Source organism: Pullulanibacillus camelliae (assembly GCF_014642655.1).
GTDB classification, from domain to species: domain Bacteria; phylum Bacillota; class Bacilli; order Bacillales; family Sporolactobacillaceae; genus Pullulanibacillus; species Pullulanibacillus camelliae.
The window spans coordinates 131,489-151,715 of sequence record NZ_BMIR01000003.1 but is presented as its reverse complement, the minus strand read 5'-3'; the positions used below and the strand labels follow the sequence as shown (position 1 = coordinate 151,715).

General features: G+C 42.4%; 13 protein-coding genes and 1 pseudogene. 8 read left to right on the top strand and 6 right to left on the bottom strand.

The annotated features are described in order from the left end of the window. Positions 1-64: 64 nt before the first annotated feature. The 3 genes and pseudogenes from IEW82_RS05020 to IEW82_RS05010 form a co-directional block, all read right to left on the bottom strand. Positions 65-2,311 carry an FUSC family protein gene (locus tag IEW82_RS05020; RefSeq protein ID WP_188690132.1) on the bottom strand — a complete coding sequence of 749 codons (2,247 nt, stop codon included), beginning with the start codon at positions 2,309-2,311 and terminating at the stop codon, positions 65-67. 277 nt (positions 2,312-2,588) lie between these two features. Continuing rightward, positions 2,589-3,087 (bottom strand): annotated as a pseudogene (locus IEW82_RS05015) (nucleoside deaminase). 432 nt (positions 3,088-3,519) lie between these two features. After that, positions 3,520-4,431, bottom strand: a complete 912-nt coding sequence (locus tag IEW82_RS05010; RefSeq protein ID WP_188690485.1) for an NAD(P)/FAD-dependent oxidoreductase — start codon at positions 4,429-4,431, stop codon at positions 3,520-3,522. Positions 4,432-4,789: 358 nt separating this feature from the next. Between IEW82_RS05010 and IEW82_RS05005 the strand changes: the two genes are divergently transcribed. The 3 genes from IEW82_RS05005 to IEW82_RS04995 are packed head-to-tail and all read left to right on the top strand — an operon-like array spanning position 4,790 to position 8,970. Continuing rightward, a complete protein-coding gene (locus IEW82_RS05005; protein WP_188690129.1) occupies positions 4,790-6,190 on the top strand; it encodes an MFS transporter in 1,401 nt (466 codons plus the stop codon). Between the two features lie 23 nt (positions 6,191-6,213). Then, the gene (locus IEW82_RS05000; protein ID WP_188690128.1) at positions 6,214-7,386 is read left to right on the top strand and encodes an acyltransferase; all 1,173 of its coding nucleotides are present in this window, start codon (positions 6,214-6,216) and stop codon (positions 7,384-7,386) included. Positions 7,387-7,416: 30 nt separating this feature from the next. Further along, positions 7,417-8,970, top strand: coding sequence for an AMP-binding protein (locus IEW82_RS04995; RefSeq protein ID WP_188690125.1), 1,554 nt, complete (start codon positions 7,417-7,419; stop codon positions 8,968-8,970). A gap of 78 nt (positions 8,971-9,048) precedes the next feature. Here the strand turns inward: IEW82_RS04995 and IEW82_RS04990 are convergent, their stop codons facing one another. Further along, a complete protein-coding gene (locus IEW82_RS04990; RefSeq protein ID WP_188690122.1) occupies positions 9,049-9,477 on the bottom strand; it encodes a cell wall hydrolase in 429 nt (142 codons plus the stop codon). Positions 9,478-9,673: 196 nt separating this feature from the next. Here IEW82_RS04990 and IEW82_RS04985 point away from each other — a divergent pair, with 196 nt between their 5' ends. After that, positions 9,674-11,311, top strand: a complete 1,638-nt coding sequence (locus IEW82_RS04985; protein WP_188690119.1) for an aryl-sulfate sulfotransferase — start codon at positions 9,674-9,676, stop codon at positions 11,309-11,311. Between the two features lie 502 nt (positions 11,312-11,813). Here IEW82_RS04985 and IEW82_RS04980 read toward each other — a convergent pair. Then, complete coding sequence (locus IEW82_RS04980) at positions 11,814-13,424, bottom strand: MFS transporter (RefSeq protein ID WP_188690116.1); 1,611 nt, start codon at positions 13,422-13,424, stop codon at positions 11,814-11,816. Positions 13,425-13,426: 2 nt separating this feature from the next. After that, positions 13,427-13,972 carry a PadR family transcriptional regulator gene (locus IEW82_RS04975; protein ID WP_188690113.1) on the bottom strand — a complete coding sequence of 182 codons (546 nt, stop codon included), beginning with the start codon at positions 13,970-13,972 and terminating at the stop codon, positions 13,427-13,429. A gap of 214 nt (positions 13,973-14,186) precedes the next feature. On the opposite strand from IEW82_RS04975, the gene glmS reads away from it, so the two are divergent. From glmS to IEW82_RS04955, 4 genes are all read left to right on the top strand, one after another. Continuing rightward, entirely contained in the window at positions 14,187-16,022 is a 1,836-nt protein-coding gene (gene glmS, locus IEW82_RS04970; RefSeq protein WP_188690111.1) for a glutamine--fructose-6-phosphate transaminase (isomerizing), read from the top strand. A 378-nt stretch (positions 16,023-16,400) separates the two neighbouring features. After that, positions 16,401-16,859, top strand: coding sequence for a hypothetical protein (locus IEW82_RS04965; RefSeq protein ID WP_188690107.1), 459 nt, complete (start codon positions 16,401-16,403; stop codon positions 16,857-16,859). A 608-nt stretch (positions 16,860-17,467) separates the two neighbouring features. Next, positions 17,468-19,051: a spore germination protein gene (locus IEW82_RS04960; RefSeq protein ID WP_188690103.1), complete on the top strand. Its 1,584-nt coding sequence runs from the start codon at positions 17,468-17,470 to the stop codon at positions 19,049-19,051. Next, the gene (locus tag IEW82_RS04955) at positions 19,048-20,226 is read left to right on the top strand and encodes a Ger(x)C family spore germination protein (RefSeq protein WP_188690100.1); all 1,179 of its coding nucleotides are present in this window, start codon (positions 19,048-19,050) and stop codon (positions 20,224-20,226) included. Before IEW82_RS04960 ends, IEW82_RS04955 begins: the two co-directional genes overlap by 4 nt. Position 20,227: the final 1 nt, after the last annotated feature.

Sequence of the window (20,227 nt, the reverse complement as noted above, 5' to 3'; positions counted from 1 at the left end):
TGTAGCATCTGATAAGCCCCATTGACCACAAAGCGATGGGGGATAAACAGCAACAAGCCACACCTTAAATTTCTTTAGTGTAGCTTGTTGTTTGGGACTCTTGTGTGGAATATTTATGAGCACCTAATCTTTCGGATAAGGCAACGATGCTTTTATTGATACGCCAAATATAATACATATCATTGATTAGTGTTCTTGCAACCTCTCCATCATTATCGGGGCTTCGCTCAATGCATTCTCGCTCTTTTTGCATCTCCCATACGACGGCGCGCCCTTTTACGTCACCAGAAAGCAATTGGCATAACGTGATAATATTTTTATTAAGCAGTTGCTTTACTTTCTTAAGTGTTTTATTAAGATGTGGGTGTTTGCCCGGAACTCTTGAGCGATAAGATGAGGCCACGAGATGCTTAGCATAATAATTAATGGCCACAAATGTTGTATATTCACTAACGATCCCACGTTGCCTAATGCGCAGTTGCGGTCGTCTTAAAGGGTCAGCTTCTGCTCTAATGTCTGCCAGCTTACTCTCTAGATTAAAGGCTAACTGTGCGCCATTCACTTGAATCGGCTCATCCATTAAGCGTTCAAGGTGAGCTGAAATGTTTTCACTAAGAGCTGCAAGAAATTCCACCATGGCTTCTTTTATTTTGAGCTCCGTTTTTTTAGGAAGAAACACAGCCGTTGCACATGCGCCAAGACCAGCACCAACTAACGTATCAAACACGCGATAAAGCAAAAGCTGTTCATTGACACCGCCGAGCAATAAGTTATACATAATAGCCAGCATCATCGTGATCCAAAAACTCATTAAAGTATAGGAAATTCTCACGAAATAAAAACCAAGAAAAATGGACAAAAAGAGCAAGGGCACTTCAATTGCAGGTTTGCCAATGATCAAACTGTCTAAAGCAAAGCCGACAATCGCCCCAATAAGCGTGCCTAAAAAGCGCTGGAAGGCTTTGAACATCGTACGTCCTACTGACGCTGTACCAAAAAAAACAACAAATCCAGATAACAGCATCCAATATTTATGACTTGGTGAAAGCAAATAGCCCAATGCAATGGCTATGGCTCCTGCCAGGACGGCCTGAATGGCTTTACGCAGCTCAGGTGAAAGCGCACGGTCAGCTTTTAACTCAATTGTTTGCTCACCCTCCCCTTGTTCAGTGACTTCTTCAGCATTTAAGAACGGTGCGATATGCTCATGATACTCCTTCTTATTCTTAGACTGCTCAATAGCGCGAATGCCTTTAATAATATGGCGTGTGATGGACTGTATCCGCCTTAACAAATATACCCAGTTCTCAATATCTTTATTATCAGCTTTTAGAGGGCCGAGTTGTCTTTTAAGCTGCTCAAGAACCCGCTCCGTCTCCCGAAGGTCTTCAGAGTCAAGCTCTCCTCTTAATGCACTCACATGACGAAGACACCGCATTAATTGAACCAGCATGACACGGACATCATCATATTCAAAGGCGCGCAATAGCTTCAGTTGTCTGACGGCAGAAGCTAAGGTTTCCATCAACATAGCGGAATCAAATATGTATAACCTAATTCTATTTAAAGGGATTCCTCTCCAAGTCTCACCCGTTTCCTCTGAATCCAATTGTTCAGAAACTGTTCGAGCATATTCATTCAGGATGAGGACATTATTTTCTAAGCTATGAATTCTTCTTGTCCTCAATTGTAAATCATCAATAATTTCTGTGAGTAATTCTAACGTAAGGTTCACCTGAATTCGAAAGGAGCCGACCGCTCTATCCAAAGTCTTATCTGGACGTTCTTTCCAAAAGACAAATTTGACACAAAAGGTGCTCAGAATACTGATTCCTATGGCTACATAAAGCCAGCCCAGTAATGAAAATTGTACTTGTAATAAGGCAGAAAAATAGATGGACATGAAGGCCACCATACAAATAGAAAAATAGCGATTCATAAATCTTTGAAGATAGAGCGTAGAAAAGATAATAAGAAGCAAAAAGATATCAACATACACATGACTGATTCTCTCTAAAAACGTCGCAAGGGTTAAAGCGAGGGCACTTGATAGCGGCAATAAAAGCGTCGTTATCCTCTCACTCGCTACGCTATCATCATTGACCGTTACATTGCTCAACATCGCCAAAACACCTGCAAAAATCACTACAGTAATCGGTGCCTTACCAAATAAGGCTGTCACAAGAGTCATCAGGCCAACCGCTACCATGACACTGACGATCACTTTAGAAGCCCATAATAAGCGGATGCGTCCAGGATCTGCAGCTACGATGCGCGCCCACCAATATTTTATTTTTTCGATCAACATCATTTGTGGTTTCATACTTCTAGTATACCGTGTCTCTTTTTTATTGTCCGCTCAAGCGATTATTTTTAAAAGCAATTATATTATATGTAGTATTTTACACACCAACAAGCAGCGATATCGCCAAGGACTCCCGATCCCTTTCATAATAGAAATTGTGAGGCTTAAATCCGAATAATATTATGTTGCTTTCCGCCGACATGGCCAACGCTTCCTTTCAGCGGGGCATGCATGTGCGTTAATGTTTTTCAATCAGTCATTACGAAATGAACGCCTTGGATTATTAATAAGTAATTTTATCTGTGTGGCGTGCCCAAAGCTTAAATGGAGCTGTCGCATTTGTTAAAGGGAGATGTCTAAAAGGTAATGATCTCTTCTCAGGTAATAATGGAACCTCTTTATAAATGAATGCATCATCAAAATCGACATCTGCTGCGTCCACACGATTTGCCGCATAATAGACGGCATCCAAGTGTGCCCAATAAATAGCACCTAGACACATGGGACAGGGTTCACAGCTTGTATATAGCGTACAGCCTGTTAAATCATGCGTGCCAAGAGACTGACAGGCATTGCGAATGGCCATGACCTCAGCATGAGCAGTGGGATCACAGCTATCCGTCACTCGATTGACTCCTGTCGCAATAATATCGCCCCCCCTGGACAATAACTGCACCGAATGGGCCTCCTTTTGTCTTGACATTATCAATCGCTAGTTCAATCGCATTTACTAAATATTCTTCATGCTTCTTTTTCACTATAAGTCCCCCTAGACCTTTCATTTCTCTCCAGCACTCCTTGCCCTCTCTTTTAGAAAACTTGGCTTGCACCCCTTCGCTGGTACTCCTGATGTGATTTTTGCACATCACACACTTAGGTTGCCCGCAAGCCTCAGGTGGCGAAAGCCAAAGCCCACCTTATACTCTCTTCCTTTATGCGCGGCAGCGAAGGTATACATTCTGATAGTATAAAAAAGTCTCTCTTTCTGAAGTCACTTGAAAAAGCTGCGGTTTATGATTTCTTAAAAATTGTGGTGTCGATTTGCACTCCAGAATACTCGCTCTCCACAACTCATCCCGTCCTTTTCGTGCCAATTCCCTTGATTAGATGTCTTTTTACTATTCCTTCTTTTAAAGTATCCTATAAATATTCATCAGTAAAGCCTTTCTACATTCTCCACTCAAGAATGTAAAGTTGCCCCCTATAGAGCTTTCTTATTTCCTTTCTTTTAAAATGCTTTTGTGAATCCAAATAGCAGCTTGTAAGCCATCTCCCATAGCTATAGCCACTTGTTCAGAATGCACCGTCACATCACCAGCTGCCCAAATGTTTTCTATATTTGTCATCTTGGTGCGTCCATTTGTTTCAATGTGAAGATTGTGGTGGAGATTAACCCCCAATTGTCGTGCGAGATCAGAGCGCACCTGATTGCCACCAAAAGCGACAAAAGCATGATTAGCTTGCAGCGTTGTCCCATCGTCCAGCATGACACCTTGAAACTGATCATTACTTCTCAATACTTTTTTTATAGAAGAATGATAACAGAGAATGTGATGCTCCTCTAATGCTGCCATAAGCTCTTCGTTGATCGGTTCACTTTCGTGATTGACGTAAACAAGATCTTCTGAGAAATAGGTCAAGGCCAGTGCCATTCCCGCGCCTGCGTTCCCCGACCCTAACACTATCGCATGGCGATCTTTAATTTCATAGCCATCACAGTCCGGACAAATATAAACGCTGATTCCAAGACAAGGCTGCAATTCAGAGAAAATAGGAATCCTGTCCTTGATTCCCGTCGCAAGTAAAAGCCGCGAGCTTTTATACTTATGTCCCTGATCCGTTAAAAGCATATAATCGTTCCCAGATTTCTTAGCATTAATAACTTTTTCCTTTTTAAAAATAACCCCAAGCGCTTCTGCCTGCTTTTGACCAATTTCTCTGAGGTGTTGACCGCTTATTCCGTTGGGCCAGCCCAATACATTATGATAGCTTTGACATAACATTGACCGACCATCATTTGCATCAATGACGACGACATCATGCTGATAACGTCCCAGTTGAATGGCTGCCTGCAGCCCGGCAATTCCTCCACCAATTATAATGCATTCATGATTTTCACTGTTCATGATTTCACTCCGACTTTCATCATTTGTGTTAGTTTCCCCCAATTCCTCACCTTCCTATCCTAACAGGTCTCTTTTATATAAAAATTGGAGGATACCTTTCTTCGGAAACCCTTATTTTATAAAGGCTTTGATTGCTGTATCTATTAAATATGTAAAAAATGCGATTTTCTCTTTTTTTTAATCTTTTAGGTCTATAATTGTTTATTACTCAATGCTATATTGCCCCTCAGTGTGTCAATTTTTAAGGAAACGTTCCGCGAACTTTACTTACACCTGCTTGGAAAAATCATTGGTTTTCATATAATGACAAAATGTGAGTTAAAGAAAGGGTTGGTAATCATGAAAGAGTCCTACACGATTGACCAGTGGCGTCATGAATAACATTCCGGCACGGTTAGAGCGGTTGCCTGTTTCTTGGTTTACTTGGAAGATTGTGCTCTTGGCAGGCTTGGCTTGGTTTATCGAATCATTAAGCATCGGTTCCTTGGGCGCTGTCTTAGAGCCTCTTAAAGAAACCATGCATTTGAATTCCAGCGAAGTAGGCATGTTGACAGCTTCATCCACTTTAGGAATTGTGATCGGTCTTATTCCAGCCGGTTTTTTGTCTGATCGATTAGGGAGAAAGCGCATTCTTATCTTAGGCATCATTGAATATAGCCTTTTTACGATTCTTTGTGCATTTAGTCCTAACTATTGGATGCTGTTAATTTTTAGATTCCTCTCCGGGTTTGGTATGGGAGCTGTTTTTCCTCTCCCCTTTGCCATTGTCAGTGAATTTGTCAACCACCGTCAGCGCACGTTATTTAATGGCTTTATGGATGCTTGTTTATCTGTTGGGTATTTTATCGCACCGATTTTAGGTTTTATTATCTTGCCTAACCTCCCGCTTTCCTTTGCTTGGCGCGTATTTTTTATCATCGCAGGTCTGCCGATCCTCTATGCTGCCTTAATTCAAAAAGCCCTGCCTGAATCACCGCGTTGGCTTGTCAGAAAGGGACGCTCCGCTGAGGCAGAAGCAGTGATGGCCAAGATAGAAGTGGAGGTTGAAAGGCGAACTAAGTCCTCCTTACCCCAGCCAGAAGTTAACGAAAATGACGTCGTTCAACCTGCTTCAGAAAAGGTGACGCCTTTTACGCCATGGAAGAAGCCTTATCTCCGTCGCACACTATCACGCTGTGTGGCGGCAACCGGCGCCTTCTTCATGTTCTATATTGTCAATACATACATGCCATCGTTATTTAGTTCTAATGGCTTTTCATTAGCGAATTCCCTGCTATTTACAGCGATCATTACAAGCGCAGCCATACCAGGAAAACTCCTCAATGGCTATCTAGCAGAGCATTTTGGCCGTAAAATGGTCTACCTTATTTTCATGGGACTAGCGGGTGTGGCCTCACTCTTTTTCGGTATTGCAACGACAGCGATCAGCATGATTCTTTTTGCTTGCGCGATGTCGTTTTTTGGAACAGGAACCTTTCCTGCTCTCAAAATGTCTTATGCTGAACAGTATCCAACGCACATACGAACTACAGGAACAGCGACAGTAGAGGCTGTAGGCAGACTCCTTGGAGGCGTTGTAGGTTCCTATGCCATGCCTGTTATTCTCAACCTTGACAATGGACTAGCCATCGGCTTCTATACCGTAGCTATTGTTGCATTTATTGCTTTAATTGTAGAGATTGGTTTCTCACCAGAGACGAAGGAAGCCACACTTGAACAAGTAGAATCAACAATAGCCCACACTCACTCTTCAGTATGATTTTCAGAAAAGGAGAACACCTTATGAAAAAGAAACATCTCTATGAAATTGACCTCATGCGTGGCTTGATTATGTTAGGTGTACTCTCGGTTCATTCGATTACAGTCTATATTTCACAATTAGAGGATTGGACACCATCTCTTCTCACGCTATCTATGATTCATTCATCCATGCATTTCACACGGATGGCATTTATGTTTATCACGGGTCTTGTCTTATTTATCACTTATTATCGCCGTGATTTTAACACGTTAATTTTTTGGAAAAAGCGCATATTACTCATCGCCATTCCTTATTTTTTTTGGACTATTATTTATATACTCTTTAATGCAGGTTTCAACGGAAGCTTTCGTTCCTTTCTTCACGTATTGGGACAATCGCTGATTTCTGGTAGCCAGGGTTATTTATATTATGTCTTGGTCACCTTTCAGTTCTATATCATTTTTCCACTCTTACTGTATGGCTTGCGCAAATTTGAAAAATGGCATCGTCATATATTCGCAGGGAGCTTTATTTTCCAATTGTTACTCATGAGCTTCTACAAATATATGCTCCCAACACTTCATACAGCCGAATGGCCTTATTTATTCAGAGTATGGGTTGCCAATTATGGGGTCTTTGTCTTGACCTACGAATGTTGGTTCATTACAGGAGGGATTTTAGCCTGCCATTACGATCTTATCCGGCGATTTATTGAACGTCACTTTAAACTGATTGTGACGACCTTAGTGATTAGTGTTCTCGTTGTTTGGGCCCACTACTTTTTTGATCGACTCATGCTAAATGATTCTGATCACAGGGCAAAAATGGTAGAACAGCCGTTGCTCGTCCCTTATAGCTTTTTCGTGATTCTTTTCATGTTATATCTAGGGATTAAATGGGCAGGTCGGCGACATAAGCCTAACTGGCAGACCTTTAGTCGCTTTGTACAATTAGCTTCAAATAATTCGTTCGGGATGTTTTTAATTCAGCCCTTTCCATTATTTGTATTAGGGTTGATTGTGCCTGTCATCCCTGCACCAAGCTGGTTATTTTTTATTTCAATCCCGTTTGCGATTCTATTTGTCTATTTTTCATCGATGCTCATCGCTTATCTTTTTAATAAGACACCGATTTTGTCCTATTGTGTCGGACGGAAATCTAAAATTTTCCAACGGCAGCTGAAGTCTGATCATGTTCTAAAAAACACCCAGTAAATTGTTATTAATTAAGGAGTTGACTCTAAGATGTCTAAGCTTACACAACATCTCCAAAAAACTTTTGAGGAAAATACCGGTGTACCAAGAATTTATGACGGGGGACATTGGTACACTGGACAAACCATCATGGAAGATACGGCTAAAATCTGCGGGTATTTATCTGAAGCACGAGTAGCCCCTGGCGATCGTATTCTACTAAGCTATCCTAATTCTTATTCATTTATCATTACTTATCTAGCAATCTTGCAATACGGGGCGACCGTTGCTCCCATTAACCCAAATATGCCGGCATCAGAATTACGTGCTTTCGTAAGACGTTGTCAGCCTAAATTTGGCTTTGTAGGCGCCAAGCACTTGGAGATCCTACAACAGGAAGACTTCAGTGATTCCTTAGAAACTCTTTTCCTTATTGATACAGCTACCGCTTCACTCCCAACCGAGCAATATGTCTATGACGAACGCTCCGACCATTGGGAAGAACATCCTTTAAACCCTTTTGCCACTGCAGTTGGAAACGCTGAGCCTCCTGAGGAGGCCTTGGCTATTTTACTTTATACTTCTGGAACGACGGGGAATCCAAAGGCTGTCGGTCTCCAGCATCGTCATATATTAGCGACGATTAACAATATTATTCACTCACATCAATTGAGTGCTTCGGACGTTGCCTACTGCTTTTTACCTTTGTTCCACATTAATGCGCAAGTGATCGCCTTCCTTTCTACCTGCCTCTCTGGTGGTCGTGTTGTGATTGCTCCAAAATTTAGTGCATCCAAGTTTTGGTCGACCATAGAAGAGCAAAACATCACCTGGGTATCAGCAGTCCCAACCATCATTGCAATCCTATTAAAGGCGACTCGCCCTAGAGTGATTCCAAAGCAGCTTCGCTTCATTCGTTCTGCTTCTGCCCAACTGCCGATGCTTACTGCAAAGCGTTTTGAACAAAAGCTTGGGATTCCGGTTATCGAATCCTACGGCATGACCGAGGCCGCTAGTCAAATTTGTATCAACCCCTTACCCCCAGGAAAAAGAGTGCTTGGATCAGTTGGTCTTCCCGTCGGCTTAAACCTCCGCATTGTCGACGATCAAGGGCACCCACTTCCCGCAAATGAAGTCGGGGAAATTACTATACAGGGAGACAATGTGATCGATGCTTATGTACAGGCCGATCACCAAAACGACTTCCAACACGGTTGGTTTCATACGGGAGATCTTGGTTATCAAAATGAAGAGGGATATGTTTTCATCGTCGGGAGAAAGAAGGAAATGATTAATCGAGGCGGGGAAAAAGTTAGCCCTTATGAAGTTGAAGACACCATCCGCGAGCTTCCAGGGGTTGATCAGGTTGCCGTCATTGGAATGCCTGACCCCTTATATGGTGAAAAGGTCTGTGCCTACATAGTTGCTGAAAAATCTGTAGAGACTAACGGTCTATCGGAAAAGATTCTCGAGCATTGCCGACAATCTTTATCATCCTATAAGTGTCCGTCGCTTGTCCACGTTGTTAATGACATTCCAGTAGGACCGACCGGTAAAATCCAACGGCATCGCCTTAAGCAACAGGAGTTGGCCACCTCTAACTAAACCTAAAGCTTTGAATGCGATTGAATGGCAATAAAGAACCTCACCTTAAACAAGAGTGATAAGGAGAGGTTCTTTAGGCTAGAATGTATTGTAAACATTTTGGCAGGTGTCTGCTGTGGGTTCATAAAAACAGTGGAGCTTATAACGAGCGACTAATGGCTGGCCATACCATGTTGCTGGACAATCCCCATCTGGTCTAAAATACCATAAGCTATATTTCGCCGGCCAATGTTGAAGCCCATTAATCACCTTTCGTGCTAATCGTTTTTCAGCGGCCCTTGGCCTTTGGTAGAAATAACCATAAAGAGTAGCTTCAAAGGCATGAGGTTGATACACCATTTGCGGTATCGTTCTGAGACCTGTAAAGTCTGAACAATTTGCCCGGATACGATTGATGCCAACATTACCGACAAGAATCTCGCCAACTTGCCCCTCGCCCTCAGCCTCTGCTCTCAATAAGCGCGCTAACAAATCAATATCAGATTTAGTTGCCTGCACAACCGCCATCACATCACCTCCCTAATAGTTAGTGTATTAATGCCCCGCATTTAAAGAACTCTAAATGCGGGCATAATATTTGTCAGTTTCCTTAAATTATGTAATCCTTAACGATATTTCTAGTATAAACAAACAACTGTAGTAAGCTTAATAGTAAGTAAAGAGATTAGCGTCAAGGTAATTGGAGCAACAGGAGGGGTACAAAGTGAAAAAGGTCATCTCTATTGGCCTTGGAGTCATCATAGTTATTCTTGTCATCTTGATTGTGTTATACATCAAGAATATTTATGATGCGAAAAGGGTCGGTACATCCACTGATGCCATTTCCAGTCAAAAGGACAACGATTTAATTGATCATCAGGAAGATAAAGAGGCGCTCCTAATCAATAAGTATCATAATGGCAACTATACTATAGATCATCCTTACATCATCACTAATCCTTATAATCTTGCACCTTTAACAGCACTTATCATGTTTAAGACCGATGTACCCATGCAGATTTCTATTACAGTAAAAGGGATAGATAGCGCTTCAGATATTCATCATTCATGGTCCGGTTATACCACCAACCATCAGGTTCCTGTACTAGGTCTCTACCCCAATAAAAACAATACAGTCATCGTCACTGCTAAAAATAAACAAGGGCGTACAAATCAAAGTATACTTTTTATTAAAACGAAGCCATTGCCCGATGATTTTCTAAAAACCAAGCTAATTACAGCGAAGCCCAAGAAGATGGAAAAGGGACTTACCTTTCTCACCCCGAGCAGTAAATATGCCTATGCTGTAGACGCTCATGGAGATGTCCGCTGGTACTCATCCATTTCTAACCAGCATGTTTTTACACGTTTAAAGAACGGAAATATTTTATTCGTCACAAAGAAAATGAATCAATACAACGATCTTTTAGAAATGGACCTGCTTGGAAAAGTGTATAACGCCTACACCATTAATGTCGACCACTATACAAATTCAGACGTGATCCATCATGATGCGATTGAATTGCCGAACGGAAATCTCTTGTTAACCACTCACGATGGCTCGAAATACATTGAAGATACAATGGTTGAAATCGATCGCAAAACCGGAAACATTGTCCATACTCTTGATATGAAAAAGGTACTCCCTAAAGCCTTTTATGAAAATTACGATGGACCTGGATCAACAGACAAGGAGGTGGATTGGTTCCATCAAAATGCCATTTGGTATGACAGTAATGACCATTCTATCCTTATCTCGAGTAGACACCAAGATGCTATTTTAAAAATGAGCTATCCTGATGGAAATATCAAATGGATTCTTTCCGATCCCAAAGGTTGGCCGAAATCCTATAAGGATAAACTTCTGAATCCAGTAGGGAACAATTTTAAATTCCCTGCCGGTCAGCACTCCGTTATGGCACTGCCTGATCAAGATCAGAACAAGCAGACGCTTGATGTATTAATGTTTGATAATAATAACGTTATATCTCGTGGAAATAAAAAACTAAGTCAAGCCTTTAGTCGTGGGGTGCAATATCGGATCAATGAAAAAGATAAAACAGTAAAAGAAGTATGGTCCTATGGAGAAGAGCGCGGGCAATCCTTTTATTCCACAATCGTGGGAGATAATGATTATTTACCACAGACCGGTAATCGCCTTATCACCTCAGGCTACACCAAAAGTAAAAAAGGAATGGCCAGTCAAATTGTGGAAGTCACCGGCAGCACACCTGCCAAGGTTGTCTTTGAATTAGAGATAACTGGATTCAAAGCAAACAGTCATCAACAAGTCTATCGCGCAATCCGCCTCCCTCTCTATCCAAAGAAATGGAATTTCACCTTAGAGCGGCATCACGGATGAATGACTTCAAAGATAGTATTAGAAAGTGTGGCATATACTCCACCGCTTCGCTAAGCAGGTGCACCTACAAGGCCTTCCGCAAAGTTATAAATTCTAGTGTTATTAGAAAACTTGGCTTGCACCCCTGCGCTAGTATTCCTGATGTGATTTTTACAAATCACACACTTAGGGTGCCCAGTCCTTGTCTAGCTATAAGAGCATCATCCATCCAATATAAAGAGGCTCATTGCCTGGTCAAGTGGATAGGAGCGCCGCTGATTCATGATACAGAGACTAGAGTCCTGCGGGAAGTGGAAGTGGGAGATCAGTAAGACCTTAGCAGCGCTAAACGCGAGCAGGCCTACCACTCCCCCCGCGGAAAGCGAAGTGTTTTGACGGAGCGCTTCATCACTCACCTAAAAATCCGAACGCATGTCTTCAAAATTGTGAATGCATTCGGATTCTCTTTGAGCTATAGACTTCTGTCTCAGCCTCGGACCCCTTTTTTTTAATTTCTACTCACTCAATGCTTCATATCGTGCTTACGGATTAAAAAGATACAGGCAATGGCACCAATTGCCAGAATAATTGCAGCCGACATGATGAGATTGCTTGTCCCTTCAACAAATGAAGAACGAGCAATTTCTTTTATCGTCGGAAACAAAGGATTACTTTGAAAAGGATTGGCACTCCCTGTTCCAGACAAACCAGTGCTTCCCGCGATGGGACCGGCCTCACTTAAGCCTTTAATCATTTTTTCTTTTATATCAGGCGTTAATCCCGTTGCATTTAATGCCTGAATTTTATTCGTAATAAAAGTGGTATAGCGATTGGCAAGCAACGCACCAAAAAATGCTGTCCCAAAAGCAATGCCAATTTGTCTTGCAACATTGTTCACTCCGGAGGCCATACCCGCGCGGTACCGTGCAACCGTACCAATGGCTAGATTAGATATTGGTGGATTGATCAAACCGTTTCCCACCCCCGCAACGATAAAACCTGGTAACAACGCAACCCAATCTGCCGCCTTATCCTGAGGTGAAATCCCCGTCATTAAGCCAACTCCAATAGCCAAAAGCCCTAGTGCCACGACAATGAGCCATTTTGGACTGAACTTTCCCATTAACATGCCAGCAATAGGCCCCATGAGGAAGGATATTGCCGTAAAAGTTAAAAAGCGCATGCCAGCTTCTAGCGCATCAAACCCTAGGAAATTTTGAAAATAGAGTGAGAGATAAAACAGTAGAGCATACATTCCGGCACTTAGACAGAACGCTGCAACTGCCGCGCCAGTAAAGCTAGGTATTTTGAAAAGTCTTGGATCAATCATCGGGTGCTTAAGCTTGGCTTCACCAATGATAAAGATGATAATTGCCAGAGCACCCATCCCCCACAAGCCGAGTATTTCTGGGGAGGTCCAGCCTAAATCAGCATCATTCACCTTAATAAACCCAAAGACTAAACAAAACATAAATATGGTAAATGTGATTAAACCAAACACGTCGACTTTTTTCTCAGCTGTTTCATCCTTAGATTGCGTGATCGCCCATAAGGAAAGCAACACACCTACTATCCCAATAGGAACATTTAAATAAAAAATGGATTGCCAGCTGATTTTATCAACCAAGATACCACCAACGAGTGGACCTATCGCAGTCGCCAACCCACTGATTCCACCCCAGATCCCGATCGCCATTCCTCTTTGTTTTCCTGTAAATGTAGCAGAAATAATTGCTAAAGATAGTGGCATCATTGCCGAAGCCCCTAACCCTTGAATACCTCGTGAAATATTGAGCATAGAAATTGGCGAAAGACTCCCAATGGTCCAATCGCTTGATAAAGCACACAAAAGCGAGCCAATGGTAAATACTGAAAGTCCTAAAATAAATAAAGTCTTCCTTCCAAAGATATCCCCTAAGCGACTGGCAGTAACCAAAGCGACAGCGAATACCAATGTGTATGCGCTAATCACCCATTCTAGATTTGAAAAATTTGTCTTTAGATCTGACTGAATGGCAGGTAAGGCGACATTCACAATCGTCACATCTAGAAGAGCCATGAATAAGCCAAAACAAACCGCTCCTAGCGCCCACCATTTTCGGTTTACTTTTTCTTTAGCTTGCTGCATTGACATATTTATCTTTTCTCCTTTATTGCTTCCACTTGTTTTGTTACCCAGGCAATACCTATTTCATTTTGAGAGCGACGATGCTCATAAATGTTGGATAAATAGTACTTTTCACTCTCAGGTATACTTTCTTGAGCAGCAACATGCACCGCTTGTTCATCAATATATCTTTGGATACTTTTTAGATAATCCAAGTACTGATAATAAATCACAATTTTCACATCGTCAGAAACATGATCGAAATTAGCCATTTTGATATAGAAGTGAAGCTCATAGTCGGCTTTATACTCAATCGGTTCCTCCATCAGCCGTTTAAAGCGCTCTTTACCATCTTCAGTGACTTGATACGTCTTTTTCTTTTTTCCTCTCCTCTCTTTAGGGCCTTCAGGAGCTTGTTCAATATACCCATTTTCCTCAAGCTCATGGATTAACGGATAGAGAACGCCCCAACTGATACTGCGCATTGGGCCGACAACGCGATTTAAAATGCTATGTAAAAGGTAACCATGCAGTTTACGCTCCATCAGTTCTCCTAGAATATAGAGCTCATACACGCCCAACAGCTCCTTCCTTTTTATATCTAAAAGATATATCTATAAAATATAATTGTCAATCACTTTGGTATAAGATTTACCTCCATTCTCCTTTTTCTTTATAATGTCATCCCCACTGGAACATTTATGTTTTCCTTACAAACTTATGGGCTTTTTTGTTAAAACCGAGTAAAATGATAAAATAAGCATCTATTTTAATGTGAGGTGAGGCATATTGAGTGGTATAGTCGGATATATGGGTCAACGATCTGCCCAATCCATACTGTTAGACTGTTTAAAACGATTAGATTACAGAGGGTATGATTCGGCAGGAGTAGCCATCTCTGATCTTCAGCATATTAATGTTCGCAAAGAAAAAGGACGTATTGAGGATTTGGAGGCTTCTCTTATTTTGGAACCCATCACTCAAGGGAATTTAGGCATTGGTCATACCAGATGGGCCTCCCACGGGACTCCCTCTGCCTTGAACTCACACCCTTTAAGTGATCCTAATGGGCGGTTTTTCGTTGTTCATAACGGGATCATCGAGAATTATCATCAGCTAAAAAAAGTTTTAGGAGAGAACGGATATATTCTGAAAACAGATACAGATACAGAAGTTATTCCCTATCTTCTTGCACATTATGACACGGGAAATTTTGAGGAAACGGTCAGACAAGTCATCCCCCTTCTAAAGGGAGCGTTTGCGCTAGCTATCATGTCTGCCTTTGAACCCCATACCATTATCGCCATTTCTCAGGATAATCCATTGATCCTTGGTTTCGGTCATGAAGAGTCATTCCTATCCTCTGATATTCCAGCGCTTCTTTCTTATACGAAAGAGATCTATCCAATAAAAAATGGGGAGATGGCTATTCTTACCCAAGACCGAGCGATAGTCAAAAAAATGAGTGGCGAAGGCGTTGAGCCCAGAAAAATATCCATTCGATTAGATAAAGAAGAAATTCATCTAAAAGAGCATGATCATTACATGCTAAAGGAGATCATGGAGCAACCGCAAGCGATTCAGCGTACACTCGATAAGAGACTGACTAAGGATGGGGTACGATTACCTGAGGTTGATGCTTTCTTACAGGCTCATGATCTATCCTCTTTTAAAAAGATTGTGATCGTTGGAAGTGGCACATCTTATCATTCTGGCATCATTGGAAAAAAAGTATTAGAGCAGTTGCTTGACCTGCCTGTTGAAGTGGCGATATCCTCTGAGTTCAGTTGTGAGCATGGCATTCTCGATAAACATACCTTAGTGATCGTCATCAGCCAATCAGGAGAAACCGCTGATACATTATCAGCGTTAAAGGAAGCACAAGAATACGGCTGTCCGACTATCGCTATTACAAATAATCCGCGCCGAAATATTGCCAGAAAAGCTGACTGTTCAATCTTCACCCATGCTGGTCCAGAGCTTGCTGTCGCTGCCACCAAAGCCTATACGACGCATATCACTGCCCTTCTATTATTAGCCATTGTCTTAACACAAAAAACTGAGGGGCCTGGCAGGCGGCAACTCCCAGAATTTATAGAGGCCCTCAGACAGCTGCCCGAGGACGTAGAAAAGTCACTGATCATGACTCAGGACGCTATTGATCAATTTGCCCAAGTTACCAATGATCAAGGTCATCTCTTTTTAATCGGTCGTGGCTTAGACTATGTTTTAGCTTTGGAAGGCGCACTAAAACTCCAAGAGGTTGCCTATTTACATGCTGATGCTTATGCTTCTGGGGAAATGAAGCATGGCACGATGGCCCTGATCACACCAGGTGTCCCCGTTATTGCCTTAGCGACACAAGAAGCCTTGAGGGAAAAGGCGGTGAGCAATATTCGGGAAATCAAGGCACGAGATGCTTTTGTGGTTGGGGTTACGACCATCGGAGATGACGCTGTTGCTGAAATTGTTGATGAGGTCTTGTACATACCACAAGCCCATCCTTTTATCATGCCAATTATTGCAGCCATCCCCCTTCAGCTCTTAGCCTATTATGCTGGAACCGTCCGCGGCTACAATGTAGACCGTCCCCGTAATTTAGCAAAAAGCTTAACCGTTGAATGATGACATTACTTAAAATAAACCGAAGAACCATCTGTCGAAAGCTCCATTAGTCCCCGACAGATGGTTCTTCTTATAGCGTCTGAATTATAACTTTGTGGAAGCCCTTATTAATTCGAGCTTTGGCTTATGCTACCTAAGGCTCGCCGGCCCCTTGGGGTGTGAATACAAAAGCACGACCATCAGGCTGTGCTTAACGAAAAAGGATGAGCCAAGTGTTCAAATAATCTCATAAAAGATAGGACTTGAGAGTGGCACTGATATAGTTCTGCCCCAGATGCTCCACTTTAAGTTTGGATATTGGCATGGGACAATTTCCTCATTTGTCTTATTCCCATAGGATAGTACTAGCAACATTATGGCACTCGAGGAGGTCTCACTATGCAGTATTCAGGAAACGGCAGTCCATCTAGCAGCTTTCCTACCAATGATTATCGAATGTATGGATGGAATTTAAGTCAATTAACACCACTCTTAGGGATGGGGAGCTCACTTGCGAATTCAATGGGCTACGGAAATCTCGGTAAAATGTTAGGCACCGCGAACCAATTCATGGGAAATCTCCCTTCTACGTCGCCCCAAAATTGGGGAGGAGGTACGCATACATTTCAGCCGCTCAACCCACTAACTTGGGGCAGTCCGTCACCTTCCATGCCTCAGGCAGGCTGGGGTAACCCAAATGGGTTAGGGTGGCTTGGTCAACTATTTGGCGGTAATTATAATACACCAACAGGTTATAATGGTTGGCCTCTTCAAAATACAGGAGCACTTCCCTTGGGTATGCCCTCTTTCTTCCCACAGGGGAACCAAGGGAGCTGGCCTGGGAATGGATTGTTTTAATCATTCAGACTTCCGTTTAGCAAAAACGGGAGTCTCTCATTAACCCGTAAACTTTCACTTTCTGCAACCATTCATTTTAAGAAAAACCGGGCGAAAAGCTTGCCCGGTCCTTGTCCTTAGTATAGGGCATCGTCCAATATGAAAGAGGCTTCATTGTCTGATCAAGTGGATGGGAGCGCAAGGCGCGAGATTCGGAACACGCTAAAATCGTGTGTTCCCCGGGCGCCGCTGACTCATGATGCGGAGACTAGAATCCTGCGGGAAGTGGGAGATCGGTAAGATCTTAGCAGCGCGCAGGCGCGAGGAGGCTTACCACTCCCCTGCGGAAAGCGAGCGGCCTGGAGCAGAAATCCGCACCGTCCTCATGATCAGAAATTTTACACTTTCTTTTAGAAAGCTTGGCTTGCACCCCTTCGCTGCTACGCCTGATGTGATTTTTGCCAATCACACACTTAGGTTGCCCGCAAGCCTCAGGTGGCGAAAGTCAAAGCCCGCCTTATACTCTCTTCCCTTATGAGCGTCAGCGAAGGTATACATTCTGATAGTACAAAATAAATCCATAAAGGTTGGTCATAATAACGTTAAACATCATGTGAGAAGGTGAATATATGTTCAAATTAAAAAATAAATCACCTGACAACAAGCCGATTTCTCAGCAAGACCATCCCGTTTATCCAGATCTGCAAAAAAATATACATAAAGTCAAACACGATTTGGGAGAAAGCTCAGACCTTGTTGTTCGAACCTTTCACCTTGCCGGCCAAACCCAAATTACCATCGGCCTTCTATATATTGATGGTCTTATTGACCAAACTGCTGTTCAAGAATTTGTTCTTGGCTCATTGATGACGAAGCTACAGAATACTTTCAAAGATAAAAAGATCAACAAACAGCACCTTTATGATTTTATTAAAGAATCCGTCCTTACAATCAGTTCAGTCAAGGACCTCCAGGGCTTCAATGATTTATATGCACACCTTCTATCAGGAGATGCCATCCTTTTAATTGATGAGCACCCTAACGGAATGGCTGCCGGAATACGAGCCTGGGAAGATCGAGGCGTCACAGAGACCTCCTCCCAAAACGTAATTAGAGGCCCCAAGGAGGCCTTTTCAGAAACCTTAAGAACCAATACCACCTTAGTTCGCCGACGCATAAAAGACCCCAATCTTTGGATCAAAACGCAACAAATCGGCGAACGCACAAAGACTGATATTGCTGTTATGTATATTAAAGGGGTTGCTGATGAAAATGTAATAAAAGAAGTCCACCGCCGCTTAGATAATATTGAAATTGACGCTATATTAGAGAGCGGTTATATTGAGGAGTTGATTCAGGATAAAACCCTTACCCCTTTCCCAACCATATTTAATTCCGAACGACCGGATTCGATCGCAGCAGGCTTGCTGGAAGGACGAGTCGCCATCTTTGTTGATGGCACCCCCTTTGTCTTAATGGTACCTGCTTTGTTTGTGCAGTTTCTTCAATCCAGTGAGGACTATTATCAGAGAGCGGATATCAGTACCCTACTGCGTATTCTCAGATATATCACCTTATTGATGTCTCTGCTCGTTCCTTCCATGTATATTGCACTTACAACGTTTCATCAAGAAATGATTCCTACGCCCTTGTTAATCAGCCTCGCTTCACAACGGGAGGCAACCCCGTTTCCTGCCTTTATTGAAGCTTTAATCATGGAATTTACTTTTGAAATTCTCCGTGAGGCAGGCATTCGTTTACCTAAAGCCATCGGCTCTGCTATTTCCATCGTTGGCGCCTTAGTTATTGGCGAATCAGCAGTTCAAGCCGGCTTAATTTCCCCTGCAATGGTCATTGTCGTTTCTTTAACAGCCATAAGCAGCTTTGTTACACCCGCCTTCAATATGGCGATTTCTATTCGTATGATTCGCTTTCCGTTTATGCTTTTAGCGGCGAGCTTCGGGTTATATGGCATTATCGGCGGTCTCATTCTTTTAGTCATGCATTTATGCAGTCTATCGTCTTTCGGCGTTCCATACATGGCGCCATTCGGCCCGCATGTCAAACAAGATCAGAAGGATGCTATTTTACGTGTTCCTCAATGGAAAATGATCACACGTCCTCATCTTTTTAAAAGGGAGACAGAGCGTCAAGACCAAACAAACCGTCATCATAGCAAAATGCGCTCCCAAAGGAAGGGAGAGCGAACATGAAGGCCAAGCAATTAGTAGCCATTCTTCTTTTCTGCGCCCCCCTTTTATCTGGATGCTGGGATAAGGTGGAATTAAATGAGTTGGGAATTGTTAATGCCATCGCTATAGATAAGGCCAACAATGGAGATTATTTGATTACCGTTCAGCTCCTTAGCCCTTCTGAAATTGCTTCACAATACCCGTCAAACCGTGTGACGGCCATTACTTATCAGGCAACAGGCAAAACCATTCTTGAAGCCATTCGTAAATTATCTACCAGTGTATCGAGACGCTTATATTTTGCTCATCTACGTATTTTTATTTTTGGTGAGACGATGGCGCAAGAAGGCATTCGAAAATCATTAGACTTCTTTTATCGGGATCACGAGCTGAGAACTGATTTTTATTTACTGGTCGCCAAGCATAGTACAGGGGCTAATATTTTGCATATTTTAACCCCTTTAGAAAAAATCCCCGCCAATAAAATCTATGGTTCTCTAAAATATTCTCAAGATAATTGGGCGCCGACTCGTACAGTAACCATTGATGACCTCTTGGACTGCATATTGACGCCAGGCAAGGAACCTGTCCTAACGGGGATTGAAATTGAAGGCAACCCAAGGCTAGGTAAGACGACAGAAAACATAGAACGCATGCAAATTCCTGCGGTGCTAAAATTAACAGATCTCGCCGTTTTTAAAAGAGATCGATTAATTGGCTGGTTAAATGAATCTGAAAGTAAAGGGTACAACAAGATTACCAACCATGTTGCACAAACCGTAGAATATGTGAATTGTCGTGAGGGTAAAGCCACCTTTGAAATCTCAAATCTTCAAACGAAAATAAAATCCAAAATTGTCCATAATAAGCCTATGATGGATATTCATGTGAGTGGTGCAGCAGATATTGATGATATGGAATGTAAACTCGATCTCAACAATTTCAAAAACGTCTATATGCTTGAGGATCGATTGAACAAAAAGCTCAAAACCATGCTGGTCACTACTGTAAAAGGCACACAAGAACGTCTAAACAGTGATATTTTCGGTTTTGGGGATATCCTCTATCACCATCACCCACATTACTGGAGACAAGTTGAACCTCGCTGGGACGAGACCTTTCCAGAAACAAAGGTTCAGGTCACAGTGGATATCCAAGTACGCCGGTTAGGAACCATCATTGAATCTTTTCAATAAA